The organism is Clostridium tanneri, from assembly GCF_033659955.1.
Lineage (GTDB): Bacteria > Bacillota > Clostridia > Clostridiales > Clostridiaceae > Clostridium_AM > Clostridium_AM tanneri.
On sequence record NZ_JARUJP010000021.1, the window covers coordinates 28475 to 43696 of the forward strand.

Below are 15222 nucleotides of genomic sequence, written 5' to 3' on the forward strand. Positions count from 1 at the left end.
TCTTCTTAATCTCCTACGGCATTAGAGGCGATTAAGACATCTATGAGGACATTCAGCTACCGAGGAATAGGTGTCAAAATCAAAGTACCGACTTTTTGGATATAAATCTTGAATTTAAAGCCAATGCTTAAAAAAATTAAGCATTGGCTTTTTGATACTTTTTCATAAACATTGTTTATATATCTATATTTTCTTTAGGACAACTTCTGAAATTATGGCATTTTCCAGGTGGAACCAGGTACCTTTGCGAAGGAGCAAAGCGACTGAGCTTATTTTTCACCTATTACATTGGGCCTATGCTGGGCGCACGCAAAAACCCCTCAAATAGAATATCTATTCGAGGGATGAAATATACACTAATTAAATTCTGTTAATTTAGATAGCTGTAATATTTTCTGCTTGAGGTCCTTTTGGTCCTTTAGCAACATCAAAAGAAACCTTTTGACCTTCTTCAAGTGACTTATAGCCTTCTGATTTTATTTGAGAAAAATGTGCAAAAACATCTTTTCCATCTTCTCCTGTAATAAATCCAAAGCCTTTTTCTGAATTAAACCATTTTACTGTACCAGTCATTTAACTGTACCTCCGAAATTTTATTATTCTTAAACTCATTGTACTAATTCACTAATAAAATTTCGATATCATCATACTATACGTGTAAAGTACTAACTGAAATATATTTTGTTGAATTGTTAACCATCAATTTAAGTTCTTACTAAGAATAACATGGTTTGTTAAATAAAACAAGTTATCTTTTTTAATTAGCTCATTTATATTAATTATTTGTATAATCCTTATGAATAGTGTATGATTAAAAGGTATGGCAGCTAGAAGGTTCTAATTGAGCTTCCATTGAGAGGGAGAAACAATATGAAACTTATTCAGCCAATAAAGGATATTAACTTAATTAATACGCTAAAATCGGAATTACTTAAGGTCGGATATGAAAATTATTTGCTATTTGATATAGCAATAAATACAGGCTTAAAGATTACAGATATAATAAATCTTACAGTTTGGGATGTGAAAAACAAGTCTCAAATTGAAATAAAGGAAGGTAGAACTGGAAAGTCCTTGAAATATGCCCTATCTCCCGAAATTCAGAAAGAAATTCAAAAGTTTATATTTGGAATGTCTGCAGGAGAGCTACTTTTTCCAAGTAAAAAAGGTGGAAAGAGTTCTATAACAAACAAGCAAGCCCATAAGTGTCTGAGTGAAACAAGCCGCAAACTTGGCCTAGATGATATCTGCACCCATACACTCAGAAAAACCTTTGGATATCACCATTATAAAAAGCATAACGATGTCGCCTTGTTGCAGAACTTATTTAGTCACTCTACCTCTGATATGACTCTTAGATATATAGGTATTGCTGATATTGAAGCCACCACCATTGAGGATTTTTTTCAATAATAAATAAAAGTGAGGACATACATAAACTTTTATTATGTATGTCCTCATTTTTGTTTTCTCCTCACACTATATACTCTTAATTACAAAACCTTCTTCCACATGTATTAATTTAACTATAGAAATGGAACCCTATAACAAGGGAGGTAGAATATAATGAATTTTACCCAATTAGGAATCAGCGAAGATATAGTAAAAATATTAAAAAACAATGGTATCACAGAGCCAACACCGGTTCAGGCAGAAAGTATCAGTCTTATAAAGAATGAAAGAGCCGGAGAGGAAGGTTGCACCTGCCTATTTATTGATCCAAAAGACAGCCTTAGACTTGAAGAAATAGAAAAAGCTATTAAATTTAAAATACCACGAAGGGACTTAGGTGAAGAGAACCATGGCTACAAATAGAAGTGTTATAGGAAATTTTAACTACAATAATATAGAGAAAAAAGATAAAAATTTTATGTACAAAAACCTAGAGAGAAGCAACTGTTATAACTGCGACTTTTCAGGCTCGATTTTTGATTTCGTAAGCTTTAGAGGAGCACATTTTAAATCCACTAATTTCTTCAAGTGCAGCTTTAAATATGCAGAATTTGTTGGAACAAATTTAAGGGATAGTGACTTTAAAAATGCGGTGTTCGAAAATGCCATTTTTGACTCAGCGAAACTAGAAAATGCTAACTTCAAGGATGCCAAGTTTATAAATACAATATTTTTATCTACTGATATAAGTAAAGCTAAAAAACTAGATGTAAATACTACAGGCATCAAAATTTTTGAAGAAATGCCTAAATTGGAAATCAGTGAAGAATTAAGATCTGCTATTTTGACTGCTATGGAAAACAAGTATGTAGCGAAAGCACGAGTTTTTGATACAAAAGATGGTGGTCTAAATACGTTAAATATTATGCTTCTACTAGAAAACTTTAATGAAGAAACAATAATTACAGGACTAAAGTTAATTGTTACAAAACTTGATAGGGAATTCTACACTTTAAGTTATATAATAAAATTTTTGAAGAATATGTAAGAAATCTTAATAACTATACTCTGCAAAAACAGCATTGCTTGTACCACTACCTTTTATAATTAAAAATAGCTTTAACCAAGTACTATCAATGGTTAAAGCTATAAACCTAATACTATATTGAGCATACCTCGAAAAAAGCAGTTTCAAAAGACAAGTATTTTTAAGCTTTTTACTGCTTTAAACAAAGAAAATACTTTTGAACATTAAATAAACATTTAACCTCAAAATTAGAGGCTACACTGTTGGTATTGCTTTAACAAATTGCATCTGTTATCATATAATTTATAACAAAATCACAAAAATATATGATGAAAATGAGGTAAGAAAATGAGCGCAGATAACACATTGGATGAGAAAGAGCCTAAACATCAGAGGCGTCCTCGATATAAGGGCACTCACCCTAAGAATTTTAAAGAAAAATACAAAGAATTACAGCCAGAAAAATATGCTGATGATGTAGCAAAGATTATTCAGAAGGGCAACACTCCTGCTGGTATGCATATTTCAATTTGCGTCAAAGAAATATTAGAAATTTTACAAATTAAACCAGGCCAAACCGGTTTAGATGCAACACTAGGTTATGGCGGCCATACTTTAGAGATGCTTAAATGTTTAGATTTAAAAGGACGCTTGTACGCACTTGACGTAGATCCTATTGAATTACCACGCACCAAAGAGCGTCTAGAACGTTTGGGCTATGGCTCCGATATTTTAGAGATCAAGCAAATGAACTTTTCTAAAATAGATGAGGTTACTCCAAAATCAGAGTTCTTTAATTTTGTATTAGCAGATTTAGGTGTTTCTTCTATGCAAATAGACAATCCTGAAAGAGGGTTTACATTTAAGGCTGAGGGTCCCCTAGACTTAAGACTTAATCCGAATATGGGTATCTCTGCAGCAGATCTTTTAAAAGAAATGACACTATTTGAAATAGAGGATATGCTCCTTGAAAATGCTGACGAACCTCATGCCGCAGTAATCGCTCGCGCCATTCTTTCTACCATAAAAAAAGGAATGGATATAACCACAACAACACAACTTAAAAATATCATCAAAGAGGCTCTGAAATATGTTCCAAAAATCAAAGATAGTGATATTAAAAAATCCTGTCAGCGAACCTTTCAAGCTCTCAGAATTAATGTCAATCATGAGTTTGAAGTGCTAGATGAGTTTTTAGAAAAACTCCCTAGTGTCTTAGCGACTGGCGGCCGTGTTGCCATTCTTACATTTCACTCAGGAGAAGATCGCCGCGTTAAAAAATCTTTTCAACATTTTTTTCGTGAAGGAGTTTATAGTGAAATAGCACCTGAGCCTATTCGTCCATCAGCAGAAGAATGTCATGTCAATAGTCGTGCACGTTCTGCTAAATTACGTTGGGCAATCAAATCGTAAGGTGTAGTTAACCTCACTAAATAAGGTTCTGTTTTCAAATAGCATTGAAATCTAACAATGTATCGTCTAAATCAAATAGAAGTATTTTTAACTCATTTTTCCTCCCCTAAAATGTTAATAATAATTAATATAAAGAGCACTTTTTTAGATATTTCACTAATCTAAAGTGCTCTTTTTCTAAAATCTATCATACCAAGAAGTACTCCAATTGTTATCAATACACAAATTTTGACTGTTCTAGGAATTGCCACCACTACTATGCTTACTAGGCACCTAATAAAAATCTATATCATATTATATTCTAAAGGTTTTATTAGTTAAGCTATCTAAGGTTCAGCTTTTTTTAATAGGAAATCAATATAATGGAGGTAGCATTCATGCTAAGGCAACAACCAAGAGTTCCACAGAACTGTCCCCCAGCTTTTCTAGGCCATTATACCGTTCTTCCTGGGGATACTTTCTATATCATTGCTCAAATTTTCAGGGTAAGAATAGAAACACTTGCGGCAAATAACCCACATATCCCAAATCCAAATGTATTATTCCCAGGTGATGTCCTTTGTGTCCCTGGCTTTATATCTTATCCCTGCTGTACTATTTTATCTCCTCGTACCTCTATACCCTTTGGTGCAAATGGAATAGTTAGTGTAAATTTTGCTCCCAGAGGAGGTCAGGCAGTGAGCTTTATGGCAACATTGCCACAGCCTTCAAATTTCGGTAATTTTGACATTTATACTGGTGAAATATTTATACCGGGCATTGGAGGCTTTGGTAATCAGCTATTTGCAAATCCTCAAGATCCACCAGTTTGGTCAACTAGAATTGATCTTCCTACTGTTGCATCAGTCATGCCAAACTCAATTGCAGTAATACGGCCCTCCAATTCAGTTACCGGGGCCTTTGGTATCACAGTATTACAAGGTACAATTTCTAGAGGAATAGGTGTCAAAATCAAAGTACCGGTTTTTGGGATATAAATCTTGAATTTAAAGCCAATACTTAAAAAAACTAAGCATTGGCTTTTTGATAATTTTTCATAAACATTGTTTATATATCTATGTTTTCTTTAGGACAACTTCTGAAATTATGACATTTTGCCGGTGGAACCAGGTACCTTTGCGAAGGGGCAAAGTGACTGGGCTTCTTTATTTTCTATTATATTTATAAACTGCTTTCTTTCTTAGTTTCACACCTAGTGTAGAGTTAACAAATATATCAATCATTTTTTCTTTAGTAACTTTGATTTCTATAGATATATTATATCTCTTACATAGTTTACTTAAGTCAGCTTTAGATATATTGCATTCCTTAATATAAGCAATTGCACTTTTAACACTAGGCATAACCATTATACGTTGGTATATTTCATCATTTGTCATAGGAGTACCTCAAATCTATTATTTAATTGGGATGATTTCTAAGTTATAGTATAATCTATCTGTTATCTATGGGCAAGTGTTATCTATCTCCATCATATTCATAGAGAATCTTTGCTCCCTTTAAATCTTTATCTCCCATTACGAGCCATTCGTTATATTTTAATGTATCAAACATATATTTTCACTCCTGTCCTCTTAATATATCTTATAACAACTGACTTACAGACCCTACTCCTCCAAGAATAACTAAGTTTTTATACTTGGTTGTGTCTAAGTATTTTATTTCAACAACTCTTTCGATGCCTCTTCCCATTCTTTTAAATCACTAATTAATTTTAATATCCTATCTCCGTTGATCAAGTAAGTCAGCCTCCCTTATCTGTATAAAATCACTATTTTCTATAAAAAATCTCTCAACAAATTTATATAAGTTTTCGTAAGAATTATTTTTGTTATAAATAACCTCTGCATCATTAACAATGTTTTTCAGTAATAGTTTGTCAGTGTTCTCGCTTATTTTTACTACATCAACGGTATAATTAAGTAATTCCTCTAATTCTGATTCTAATTTTAATTCTTCATCTAAAGCCAAGTCTCCAATTACAAAAATATCATAGTCCGAATCCTCTCTATAATCTCCTCTAGAACGACTTCCAAATATACCAATAGACTGTAAGTTATATTTATCAGCAATATTTGTTATTATGCTTCTTAGATCCATATAATAGCCTCGCTTCCTTTTTTCTAATTACCATAGCAAGCTGCTCAAAACCCTTATCCCTCATAATCTAGAATATTTAAATATCTTCCATTGCTTCATTCTTCTTAACTATTTTAATTATATCCGAAGTCATTATTTTTAACAATATTTTGTAATATGATGTAAATAAATTTCATAATAATGCATACTTGAAATACAGATACTCTCAGGGTGATTACTATATAAACTTCAACCTTATATCCACTTCTTACGAACATTTTGTATATATATTTTTCTTGTTGCCTTTTTTCATATCCTTCTCCTAAACCACTCCCTTATTAGCCGCTCCCATCATTCCTGCTGGCATCTCTTCTTTCAGCCTCCACACAAAGCTAATAGGTGTATTACCGCTGTGACTTACATACTCAGCCTCTCCAAGATAAGTATAAGGTGCTGTTAACCCGTCCCTCTTCTTATTCTCCCTTACAAACAAGATTACCTTATTGCCTGTCTTCAAGTGGTTAATATACCTCTGACCAGTTTCACTTTCTACAGAAGTCCTGCTTTGACTTTGCCAATGAAATAGCTTTTCATTTATAGCATAGTCCTCATAGAGAGTAGAAGGTGAATAATCCTTTTCTGATTTATTTAAGGTTATGAAAAAGGCATCTAGCTTCATTTCTTTAAAATACTTTACACCTTCCCTAAAGGATGGTTTTTTATTTTCATTAAAGTAGCTTAGAGCAGCCATAATTTGATCTATAGAGTAAGTACAGTGTAAGTCTAGTGGACTAGGTAATCCTAGGTCAACATTTTTATCTACAAAGTCAATATGTAAATAGTTATATTGAAGGATTTCTAGAGCTTCTTCTATCATTTCCTTATTATGAATATAAAGCTTATCTAAAGCATCTGCGAAAGACTTAAAACCTAGTTTTTCTGGTGCATCTAAATAAAAACTGTAATATAACATACCCAGCATAAGCTTTTCTTCTTCATTTAAATTGCTGCTTTCTAGTTTAGATTTTGATGTCAACGTCTTCACTGAAAATTCTATAAGCTTTCTTGAATTAATATGAAACAGGTTTTTAATTCTCTTTGTAAGAACTTCTTCATCCTTATTTGTATAATCCCCTATTAAACCTGCTTCAACCTTCATTCTAGTAAAGCTTCTGTCCCCATTTTTGCCGTAAACATCAATAAGGGTATAGTTATAATGTTCTAAAAAATTACCCAGGGTTAACTTTTTACCTGTATCTTCTTTAAAATATCTTAATTTACTTATAATACTGGCTTTTGTTAGCTTTGCAGCTTTAATATTTCTTAATATATATTCCTTAGCCTGCTTTTCTAGATGTATGTAACAGCCTTTAGGCAAATTTAAAAATCCATTATTTATGTTATACTCCACTGAATGCTTTGACTTTCCAATAAGTGCTTTGAATTTTTGCTCAAAATCATAATTCCTATGAGCCTGACCTACAAAGTCAAGGACTGTAAGACATTCTTTCCCTTCACATAGTCTAAGGCCTCTTCCTAATTGTTGTAGGAACACTGTTAAACTTTCCGTTGGTCTCAAAAACAATACAGTATTTATTTCTGGTATATCTACACCTTCATTATATAAATCTACTGTAAATATGAATTTTACTTCACCATTTATAAGTCTTCTTTTAGCATTGTTTCTTTCCTCACTATTACTTTCTCCAAGTACTGCAATTGAAGGTATGCCGCTGTTAGTAAATTTATCTGCCATATATTTAGCATGTTCTACACCTACACAGAAACCAAGTCCAATAACTTCATCCATATCCGTAACATATTTATATAAACTGCTTATTATTCCATTTACTCTAAGGTCATTGCTTGTATATACCTTCTCAAGTTCCTGTTTGTCATAGCCTCCTCTAGTCCATTTTAATTTTGACAAATCTATGCTATCTGATATTGCAAAATATTGAAAAGGACTTAAGAGCTTTTTATCTATGGCTTCTGGCAACCTCATTTCCGCTGCTATTCTATCATCAAACCGTTCTAGAATATTTTTACCATCCATTCTTTCTGGAGTAGCAGTTAACCCTAGTAATATCTTTGGTTTATAATAATCTAGAAGTTTTCCATAGGATGGTGCTTCAGCATGGTGAAACTCATCTACAATAATAAAGTCATAAAAATCAGCAGTAGTCTTTTCATAAAGCTTTGAGGAATTAAAACTTTGAATGCTCATAAATAAATGATCTATGGACTCAGGTATGTTACCACCTACGTATAGGTCTCCAAAGTTGTTATCCTTTAGTATGGCTCTGAAGGTATCTCTAGCCTGTTTCAATATTTCTTCTCTATGAGCTATAAACAAAAGTCTGTTTTTATCTTTTTTATTCTCTTTTGTAAAGTCTTTATAGTCAAAAGCTGCAATAACTGTTTTTCCAACTCCTGTAGCAGCTACTATAAGATTTTTATTTCTACCAAATAATATTCTTTCAGCTTTTAATTTTTCTAATATTTCCTTCTGATAGTAGTAGGGATGTATATCTAAGCTAAATATAGTGTCAGTAATATCATCAACCTTGCCTTCCTTCTTAAGAGAAGTTCTAAGTCTTTTTTTATCTTCTTCTAGGCTTCCATTAAATATAGTAAACTCATCGTCATTCCAGTAGCTTTCAAAGGTGGCTTCAAATTTTTTAATTATATCAAAGGAATCCTTTTCAGTAACTTTTATATTCCATTCTAAACCAGAAGTAAGAGCTGCACTAGATAAATTAGAAGAGCCTATATAGGCTGTAGTAAAGCCTGTTTCTCTCTTGAAAAGATAAGCCTTTGCGTGAAGCCTTGTTCTATCAGTATCATAGGATACCCTTATTTCTGTATTATTCAGTTTACTAAGTTCTTCTATAGCTTTATAATCAGTGGCTCCCATGTAGGAAGTCGTAATAATTCTAAGTTTATGATTTTCCTGTTCTGTAAACTCTCTAAGCTCCTCAATTATACATCTTAAACCGCTCCATTTAATAAAGGACACTAACATATCAATAGAATCACAGCATAGTATTTCCTTCTTCAACTCGCTCATCATATTAGGCTCCTGCTTTGAGCCAGTGAAAAGTGAACTTTGGGAAAGTGGGGTTACAGGTCTTACTGACTTTGTTTCTTTTACAGCTTTGATATTGTTTATTTTTGAATATAAGGCTGTAAGCATTTCCCCTTCTTCATCAATCTTTAGACCTTCAATATTTTTTTCATCTGCCATCTTACTTAAGCTTTTAATAAGCTCATTGCAGGCCTTTATTTGTGAAAGCAGGGCTTCCTTATCATTTTGTTTGTTATTTTCCCTTATAAACCTTAGACACTTTTTAACCACTGAGGATATGTAACTTGTCAATATGGTTTTAGCTTCTTCTACATCTATGGCCTCTTTTTGCATAAGATACCTATCTAAATCTAATTCCTTCAATTTATTTTTAAGATCTTCGTATATAAGCTGCTCGTAAATTCCTTCTTTTATCATTGCTAATATGCCCCCTGCCTATTCCAGCTTTTTTATAATATCATAATACATTACTATTTTATCATATCTTGGTAATAGCATGTAAAAATGACAATTTTCCTTACCTTTCCCTCTACATTTTATAGGTCATCCTTAAAATTTTCCTTTGCGACCCTTATTTTATTCATAGTTTAATAAATTTCACTTAAGCTAAAAATAATGCTATAATCTACGAGTAATAAAATATACAACATTAAGGAGATAAAAAATATGAACGGACAAAATAGAGAAAATATTTATACTGGAAGAGTTGTTGACATAGTACTTAAGAAAGATCAACCTACAGGTAAGCTAACAAGGGGTATTGTAAAAGATATACTAACAAATTCTAAATTTCACCCTAGAGGAATTAAAGTAAGATTGCAAGATGGCAGTATTGGTAGAGTGCAGTCTATAATAGAATAATGCAGATTTCTATGTATATATAATAAGCAAACAGAAACTTCCAGCTATTTCTATGACCTCCTAAATGGTAACAGAAACTGGAAGTTTCTATTTGCTTTTTAATTCATTATCTTTCAACTACTATAACTTCATCATTTACATATATTAATACCACCAATACTAAAACCATCAATTCTACTATGACATTAATCTTTTTACTTACCTTTGTGTAAACATCAGAGTTAACTCTCTTAAGTTCCTGCCATAACCTGTATTCTTCCTTTGACTTGGTACAAAGTTTAGTAACTATCCGTGAGTTTTTCAGCAAGAATTCATAAGGTAAGAAAATTATATTTAGTGCCACGTATTGATAAAATAGTTTAGTATCATTATATAATTAGTCGGCTTTCTTTAAGTAAGACTATCTGTGCATTTTTTAAAACAAATGGCTCCGTTTAATAGTATCCAATCTACATTTTTACTACTCTTGAAATATATTCAACTTCATCATCAATAACTGTATACGGGAAATATTCTTTAAAACTTTCCAAATCATTAAGCGTTACTATCTGTACACCTTTTTCAAGTGTTGTTAATGTTAAATATTTCGATAATGATGCCAATCTTTGACCTTGCTCTAATTCTAATACCAAACTACCCTCTTTATCAAATTTCTTCGCTACTAGATAACACATTTTTTAATACCTCCCTAAAACCAGATTCATTTTTAATTTCTCCACTGTCATATTTTCTTCTTAACAATTCACCTATAGTACTGTTTTTTTCATACTTATACAAATGTACATGAAGCCAATCGTTCATAGTCCTATCATGCTTAGTATTTATTTGAATCTCTATAGGATAATATTTATTCGTCTTCTGATAATATAAATGGAGTCCTCGATATCCATCATCATTAGCTTTTCCATTTATCATATTCGCAACCTTAAATATACTTAAATCTTGTTCTAAAGCTTCACTATAATCATTTAATATAATTCTAATTCCAAGTATATCATTAAAGCATTTATTAACTTCTATATGAGGATAGTACTTTTCATATTTTAATAAACATGATTGTATGGATTTTACCCTATAAGGAAAATTAACACCCTTTAGTAAATCAGTACTTTCATAAAATTCTTTTAAGTCAAGTATTTCATTAATTAAATCATTTTTTTCGAATTTTCTTAGAGTATTCTTTAAACTTTTACCAAGCTTACTTTCAAAACTTAGCTTATCAAGTAATTCTTCACTTATACCATAAAGACTAAACTTCAAGTTAACACCCTCTCTCTTTATGGTGATTACTATTATTATAATTCTATTTGCTATTAATATCAAAACTATTTTAAATGTTATCGCTAAATTGTGTACACCACCCCACTTCGAAATTTGGGAGGTGTACATTTTATCCAGTAGCTTTCAAAGGTGGCTTCAAATTTTTTAATTATATCAAAGGAATCCTTTTCAGTAACTTTTATATTCCATTGTAAACCAGAAGTAAGATTGCAAGATGGCAGTATTGGTAGAGTGCAGTCTATAATAGAATAATGTACAAAAAAAGGTACAGTAAATTTTATTACTGTACCCTTACTAATATTTACCGAGAAGTATAATACTATCTAATGCTTCAAAGCTTCTTTATTTTTTAAAACCATTACTTTTAACTGCACTTTTACGCCTGTTAGAATAACTGTTAGAATTACTCTTTTTGTTAGAATCGTTTTTAGGTTTAATCCTATTTACTACTGGTTCTGTAATTTCTACTGGATATTTATGATCTTCAATTACTGGTATGACTTTTCTTATAAGCTTTTGAATATCGCTAAGGTATTCCTTTTCTTCCTCATCACAAAAGGAAACTGCAATTCCTTTAAGCCCTGCCCTTCCAGTACGTCCAATCCTGTGAACATAGGTTTCTGGTATGTTAGGTAAGTCATAGTTAATTACATAGGATAATCCCTCTACGTCAATCCCTCTTGCAGCTATATCTGTTGCTACTAATACCCTTGTTTTCCCTTCCTTAAAATTATTTAAGGCAAGTTGTCTTGCAGACTGAGACTTATTTCCATGAATAGCCTGTGCATTTATTCCCGCCTTGTCAAGATATCTAGTAATCATATTTGCCCCATGTTTTGTTCGTGAAAATACTAAAGCAGAGACAATAGATTTATCTTTTAACAAATCAATAAGCAGAGACTTCTTATTTTTCTTCTGTACAAAGTACACTCCTTGCTGAATAGTATCAATAGTGGATGAAACTGGTGTTACTTCTACCCTTACTGGATCTATAAGAATAGAGTCTACTAACTTAGTAATTTCTCTTGGCATGGTTGCAGAAAACAGCATAGTTTGCCTAACCTTCGGCACCTCTGCTATTATTCGTTTAACATCATGGACCATCCCCATATCAAGCATACGATCTGCTTCATCAAGGACAAGATATTTTATATGGTGTAGATCAATGTATTTTTGTTGTACTAAATCAAGTAGTCTACCTGGCGTTGCAATTAAAATATCCACTCCAGACTTTAGCGCCCTTACCTGAGAACTTTGTGATACACCGCCAAAAATAACTGTATTTTTAAGATCCATATATTTTCCATAGGCTGTGAAGTTTTCTTCAATTTGAATAGCTAATTCTCTAGTAGGAGCTAATATTAATGCCCTAATATATCGCTTTCCTTTCTCAGAGGTTATTTTATCATTAAAAAGATTTTGCAATACTGGAATAGCAAAAGCTGCTGTTTTTCCAGTACCTGTCTGCGCACATCCAAGAAAATCCTTACCTTCTAGAATTGGTAAAATAGATTTCTGTTGTATAGGTGTAGGTTTTGTGTATCCTTCAGCTTTTAAAGCCCTCTGAATAGGCTTAATTAAGTTTAAATTTTCAAATAACATTTGTTCTCCTTTTAAATTGGTGTTTTTAATTTTTAACAACTAAAAACCCCTTAAATAGTTATCTATTTAAGGGGTAAAATATTCATTAATTAAATAACTGTAATATTTTCTGCTTGAGGTCCTTTTGGTCCCTTAACTACGTCATAAGAAACTTTTTGACCTTCTTCAAGTGATTTAAAACCATCTGAATTTATTTGAGAAAAATGTGCAAAAACATCAACTCCATCTTCTCCTGTAATAAATCCAAATCCTTTTTCTGCGTTAAACCATTTAACTGTACCATTCATATAATGTGTACCTCCGAAACCTTATTATTCTTAAATTCTTTGTAATAATTCACTAATAAAATTTCGATATCATTATACTATTTTATAAGTACTCATTGAAATATATTCGTGTTTAAATTAATACTATTTATTTAAGTTACTTACTAAGTATATCATCTTTTATTATATAAAGCAAACTACTTTAATTAATATACAGAAACTTTCCATCTAAATTCCAGCAAAAAATTTTGTTTTTGCTGGAATTTAAATGTGAAATCTCTGAAGAAATGCCATGCTACTTGATTTTTACAAGAATATAGAATTCAATTCCATTAGTATTCAACTCTCCACTTGATGGATTTTTACTACCTGCTACGTTTAAGAGAATAAATTTAACACTTACTTTATCGTTTTCTTCTACAAATGTCATGTCCTCTGGTGATATAAAGTTTTTATTTAAAGCTGCACTTTGTTTATGGAAAAGGTTCCTTGCAAAAGAGTTTAAATCTTTAGTATATACTTCAGTTCCATGATAATTTATTTTTACAACGGCAGTTTCATAATTATAATTTGCAGTTAAAGGAGCATTTGATACAGTACCCTCTCCATTAAGAGTCCTCATGTCAAATAGATAATCATATCCTTTTATATCTACAACCCTTTCCGATGGATCTCTCATAAAATTAAAGAATCCTTCAGGACCTAGGTAGTTTGGAACAACATATTCAAATCCAAATACCTTTTTCATGTCTTCTAATTTAAAGTTTTCCGGAAGATATTTAACATCTTTTAAGCTGTGATTCCTGTTAAAATAATCAAGTATACTGCTTATCTGAGCTTTATCTTCTTGAGATATATCAAGAGAGCTTTGTATCTTTCCATCCTTAATCATATTATCTTTTACAAGAATTTTTTCAAACCTATTATTCTGGCTCATCTTTGAAATAGAGTAACTACTAACAGGACCAAATACAGAAATCAAAGTAACAATAGAAAGAGTAATAGGAATTACTATATTCCTCAACTTTTTAGCAAAAGAGAAATACAGCATTATACAAAATACCCACAAACCTAAAATAACAACAAAATATCTTTTCTCTGTTACTCCATAGGCATTTATTCTTATACCGATAGAAATAAACATCATTATTATAAGCGGTAAGATTACTTTAGGAAAAAATTTAAAAAACTTATTTTGCCATATATTTTCATCTTTTATAGGTGTAATAAAGAATAGTACTATAGTAACAATAACTGAATACCATAAAACTAGGTGTGAAACTATACCTACTGGCCACTGCATTGTTACTATTATCTTTCCGAAATATATATAAAGTATTATTGTATATACAGTCAAAAGTGGCATTACAATGTATAAAAGTAGTATTCTTAACAGCTTCGGATAGGATTTTAGATTTAATTCTCGGTTTTTAGGTGGTATTCCTGAAAGAAAATAGGATACTGCAAATAAAAAAACTACCAGCAGCCATGTATAATAATAAACTTTACCTAAAACTTTTATTCCAAGAAGTTTATCTATTGTAAACAAAATTGCAGAAAGTCCACCCTGTAATACAATCGAATAAATTATAGTAATAAAAAACCCTGTAAACACAACTATAACGTAAAGTTCAAATTGTTCTCTCTTTATAAAGTATGGTATAAAAAGAAAAGCTAGATATAGTACAAGACTTACCGCAATATACCTTGTAGCAGGAACCATGGTCATGTTCTTTAAGAATAAAAAGTAATATAAAATCAGGAATAAAGAACCACTTATATAACCTGCTGCAAGCTTGTAGATATTTTTTTCATCTCTTTTCTCAAATAGAAGCTTTATACATAGTGAAATAGGAATCCCCAGTCCAAGAATCATAGCTACTCTTCCTAAAGTATTCTCTCGCGAAGTAGTTTCCGATATTACTATAAGCACAGCGGCTACAGAAGCTGAAAACAATATAGTTATTGGAAACCTTTTAAGACTTCCGTAAATCCCAGCGAAAATGCTCCTCATATACTTTACAAGTTTCATTTAATCCCCCCTCAATTATATAATTGCTAATATATTCTTAACTCTAAATATAACATAAGTTATTTATTTTTGTGAAATTAAAATTCATCCTATTTCATACTATTTGCTAAAACATCAGTTATTATAGCTTTTCACATAGATACTTCTCTCAAAACTTGCATTCTGCTTGTAATTTTTATGG

The 15222-nt window shown here is 31.4% G+C and carries 14 protein-coding genes and 1 pseudogene; 6 read left to right on the top strand and 9 right to left on the bottom strand.

Annotated elements, in window-relative coordinates; all coding sequences use genetic code 11:
- Positions 1 to 375: 375 nt before the first annotated feature.
- Positions 376 to 573, bottom strand: coding sequence for a cold-shock protein (locus tag P8V03_RS15110; protein WP_318798804.1), 198 nt, complete (start codon positions 571 to 573; stop codon positions 376 to 378).
- Positions 574 to 870: 297 nt separating this feature from the next.
- Between P8V03_RS15110 and P8V03_RS15115 the strand changes: the two genes are divergently transcribed.
- The 5 genes and pseudogenes from P8V03_RS15115 (at position 871) to P8V03_RS15135 (ending at position 4809) form a co-directional block, all read left to right on the top strand.
- On the top strand, positions 871 to 1413 hold the full coding sequence (locus P8V03_RS15115; RefSeq protein WP_318798805.1) for a tyrosine-type recombinase/integrase: 543 nt from the start codon (positions 871 to 873) through the stop codon (positions 1411 to 1413).
- A 264-nt stretch (positions 1414 to 1677) separates the two neighbouring features.
- Positions 1678 to 1815 (top strand): annotated as a pseudogene (locus tag P8V03_RS15120) (DEAD/DEAH box helicase); the annotation flags it as partial.
- Positions 1802 to 2440, top strand: coding sequence for a pentapeptide repeat-containing protein (locus P8V03_RS15125; RefSeq protein ID WP_318798833.1), 639 nt, complete (start codon positions 1802 to 1804; stop codon positions 2438 to 2440). The pseudogene P8V03_RS15120 and the gene P8V03_RS15125, both read left to right, overlap by 14 nt.
- 327 nt (positions 2441 to 2767) lie before the next feature.
- Positions 2768 to 3832, top strand: a complete 1065-nt coding sequence (rsmH, locus tag P8V03_RS15130; RefSeq protein ID WP_318798806.1) for a 16S rRNA (cytosine(1402)-N(4))-methyltransferase RsmH — start codon at positions 2768 to 2770, stop codon at positions 3830 to 3832.
- A gap of 377 nt (positions 3833 to 4209) precedes the next feature.
- Positions 4210 to 4809, top strand: coding sequence for a LysM peptidoglycan-binding domain-containing protein (locus P8V03_RS15135; protein WP_318798807.1), 600 nt, complete (start codon positions 4210 to 4212; stop codon positions 4807 to 4809).
- A gap of 168 nt (positions 4810 to 4977) precedes the next feature.
- Here P8V03_RS15135 and P8V03_RS15140 read toward each other — a convergent pair whose 3' ends face one another.
- From P8V03_RS15140 to P8V03_RS15150, 3 genes are all read right to left on the bottom strand, one after another.
- Positions 4978 to 5211 carry a hypothetical protein gene (locus P8V03_RS15140; RefSeq protein ID WP_318798808.1) on the bottom strand — a complete coding sequence of 78 codons (234 nt, stop codon included), beginning with the start codon at positions 5209 to 5211 and terminating at the stop codon, positions 4978 to 4980.
- Positions 5212 to 5554: 343 nt separating this feature from the next.
- Positions 5555 to 5932, bottom strand: coding sequence for a nucleotidyltransferase family protein (locus P8V03_RS15145; protein WP_318798809.1), 378 nt, complete (start codon positions 5930 to 5932; stop codon positions 5555 to 5557).
- Between the two features lie 301 nt (positions 5933 to 6233).
- Positions 6234 to 9416 carry a DEAD/DEAH box helicase gene (locus P8V03_RS15150; RefSeq protein ID WP_318798810.1) on the bottom strand — a complete coding sequence of 1061 codons (3183 nt, stop codon included), beginning with the start codon at positions 9414 to 9416 and terminating at the stop codon, positions 6234 to 6236.
- Between the two features lie 249 nt (positions 9417 to 9665).
- Between P8V03_RS15150 and P8V03_RS15155 the strand changes: the two genes are divergently transcribed.
- Entirely contained in the window at positions 9666 to 9860 is a 195-nt protein-coding gene (locus P8V03_RS15155) for a YwbE family protein (RefSeq protein ID WP_261672599.1), read from the top strand.
- Between the two features lie 449 nt (positions 9861 to 10309).
- On the opposite strand, the gene P8V03_RS15160 is transcribed toward P8V03_RS15155, so the two are convergent.
- The 5 genes from P8V03_RS15160 to P8V03_RS15180 all read right to left on the bottom strand — a co-directional run bounded on the left by P8V03_RS15160 (position 10310) and on the right by P8V03_RS15180 (position 15041).
- Positions 10310 to 10534, bottom strand: a complete 225-nt coding sequence (locus P8V03_RS15160) for a DUF6718 family protein (RefSeq protein ID WP_318798811.1) — start codon at positions 10532 to 10534, stop codon at positions 10310 to 10312.
- Complete coding sequence (locus P8V03_RS15165; RefSeq protein WP_318798812.1) at positions 10506 to 11120, bottom strand: nucleotidyltransferase family protein; 615 nt, start codon at positions 11118 to 11120, stop codon at positions 10506 to 10508. The genes P8V03_RS15160 and P8V03_RS15165 overlap by 29 nt, the downstream gene beginning before the upstream one ends.
- Before the next feature lie 363 nt (positions 11121 to 11483).
- Positions 11484 to 12743, bottom strand: coding sequence for a DEAD/DEAH box helicase (locus P8V03_RS15170; protein WP_318798834.1), 1260 nt, complete (start codon positions 12741 to 12743; stop codon positions 11484 to 11486).
- Positions 12744 to 12832: 89 nt separating this feature from the next.
- Complete coding sequence (locus P8V03_RS15175; RefSeq protein ID WP_261672598.1) at positions 12833 to 13030, bottom strand: cold shock domain-containing protein; 198 nt, start codon at positions 13028 to 13030, stop codon at positions 12833 to 12835.
- Between the two features lie 274 nt (positions 13031 to 13304).
- Positions 13305 to 15041: a DUF4153 domain-containing protein gene (locus P8V03_RS15180; protein ID WP_318798813.1), complete on the bottom strand. Its 1737-nt coding sequence runs from the start codon at positions 15039 to 15041 to the stop codon at positions 13305 to 13307.
- Between the last annotated feature and the right edge of the window lie 181 nt (positions 15042 to 15222).

Coding starts and splice junctions, on each gene's coding strand:
- P8V03_RS15110 (WP_318798804.1), bottom strand. CDS start 573: ATGACTGGTACAGTAAAATGGTTTAATTCAGAAAAAGGCTTTGGATTT.
- P8V03_RS15115 (WP_318798805.1), top strand. CDS start 871: ATGAAACTTATTCAGCCAATAAAGGATATTAACTTAATTAATACGCTA.
- P8V03_RS15125 (WP_318798833.1), top strand. CDS start 1,802: ATGGCTACAAATAGAAGTGTTATAGGAAATTTTAACTACAATAATATA.
- rsmH (WP_318798806.1), top strand. CDS start 2,768: ATGAGCGCAGATAACACATTGGATGAGAAAGAGCCTAAACATCAGAGG.
- P8V03_RS15135 (WP_318798807.1), top strand. CDS start 4,210: ATGCTAAGGCAACAACCAAGAGTTCCACAGAACTGTCCCCCAGCTTTT.
- P8V03_RS15140 (WP_318798808.1), bottom strand. CDS start 5,211: ATGACAAATGATGAAATATACCAACGTATAATGGTTATGCCTAGTGTT.
- P8V03_RS15145 (WP_318798809.1), bottom strand. CDS start 5,932: ATGGATCTAAGAAGCATAATAACAAATATTGCTGATAAATATAACTTA.
- P8V03_RS15150 (WP_318798810.1), bottom strand. CDS start 9,416: ATGATAAAAGAAGGAATTTACGAGCAGCTTATATACGAAGATCTTAAA.
- P8V03_RS15155 (WP_261672599.1), top strand. CDS start 9,666: ATGAACGGACAAAATAGAGAAAATATTTATACTGGAAGAGTTGTTGAC.
- P8V03_RS15160 (WP_318798811.1), bottom strand. CDS start 10,534: ATGTGTTATCTAGTAGCGAAGAAATTTGATAAAGAGGGTAGTTTGGTA.
- P8V03_RS15170 (WP_318798834.1), bottom strand. CDS start 12,743: ATGTTATTTGAAAATTTAAACTTAATTAAGCCTATTCAGAGGGCTTTA.
- P8V03_RS15175 (WP_261672598.1), bottom strand. CDS start 13,030: ATGAATGGTACAGTTAAATGGTTTAACGCAGAAAAAGGATTTGGATTT.
- P8V03_RS15180 (WP_318798813.1), bottom strand. CDS start 15,041: ATGAAACTTGTAAAGTATATGAGGAGCATTTTCGCTGGGATTTACGGA.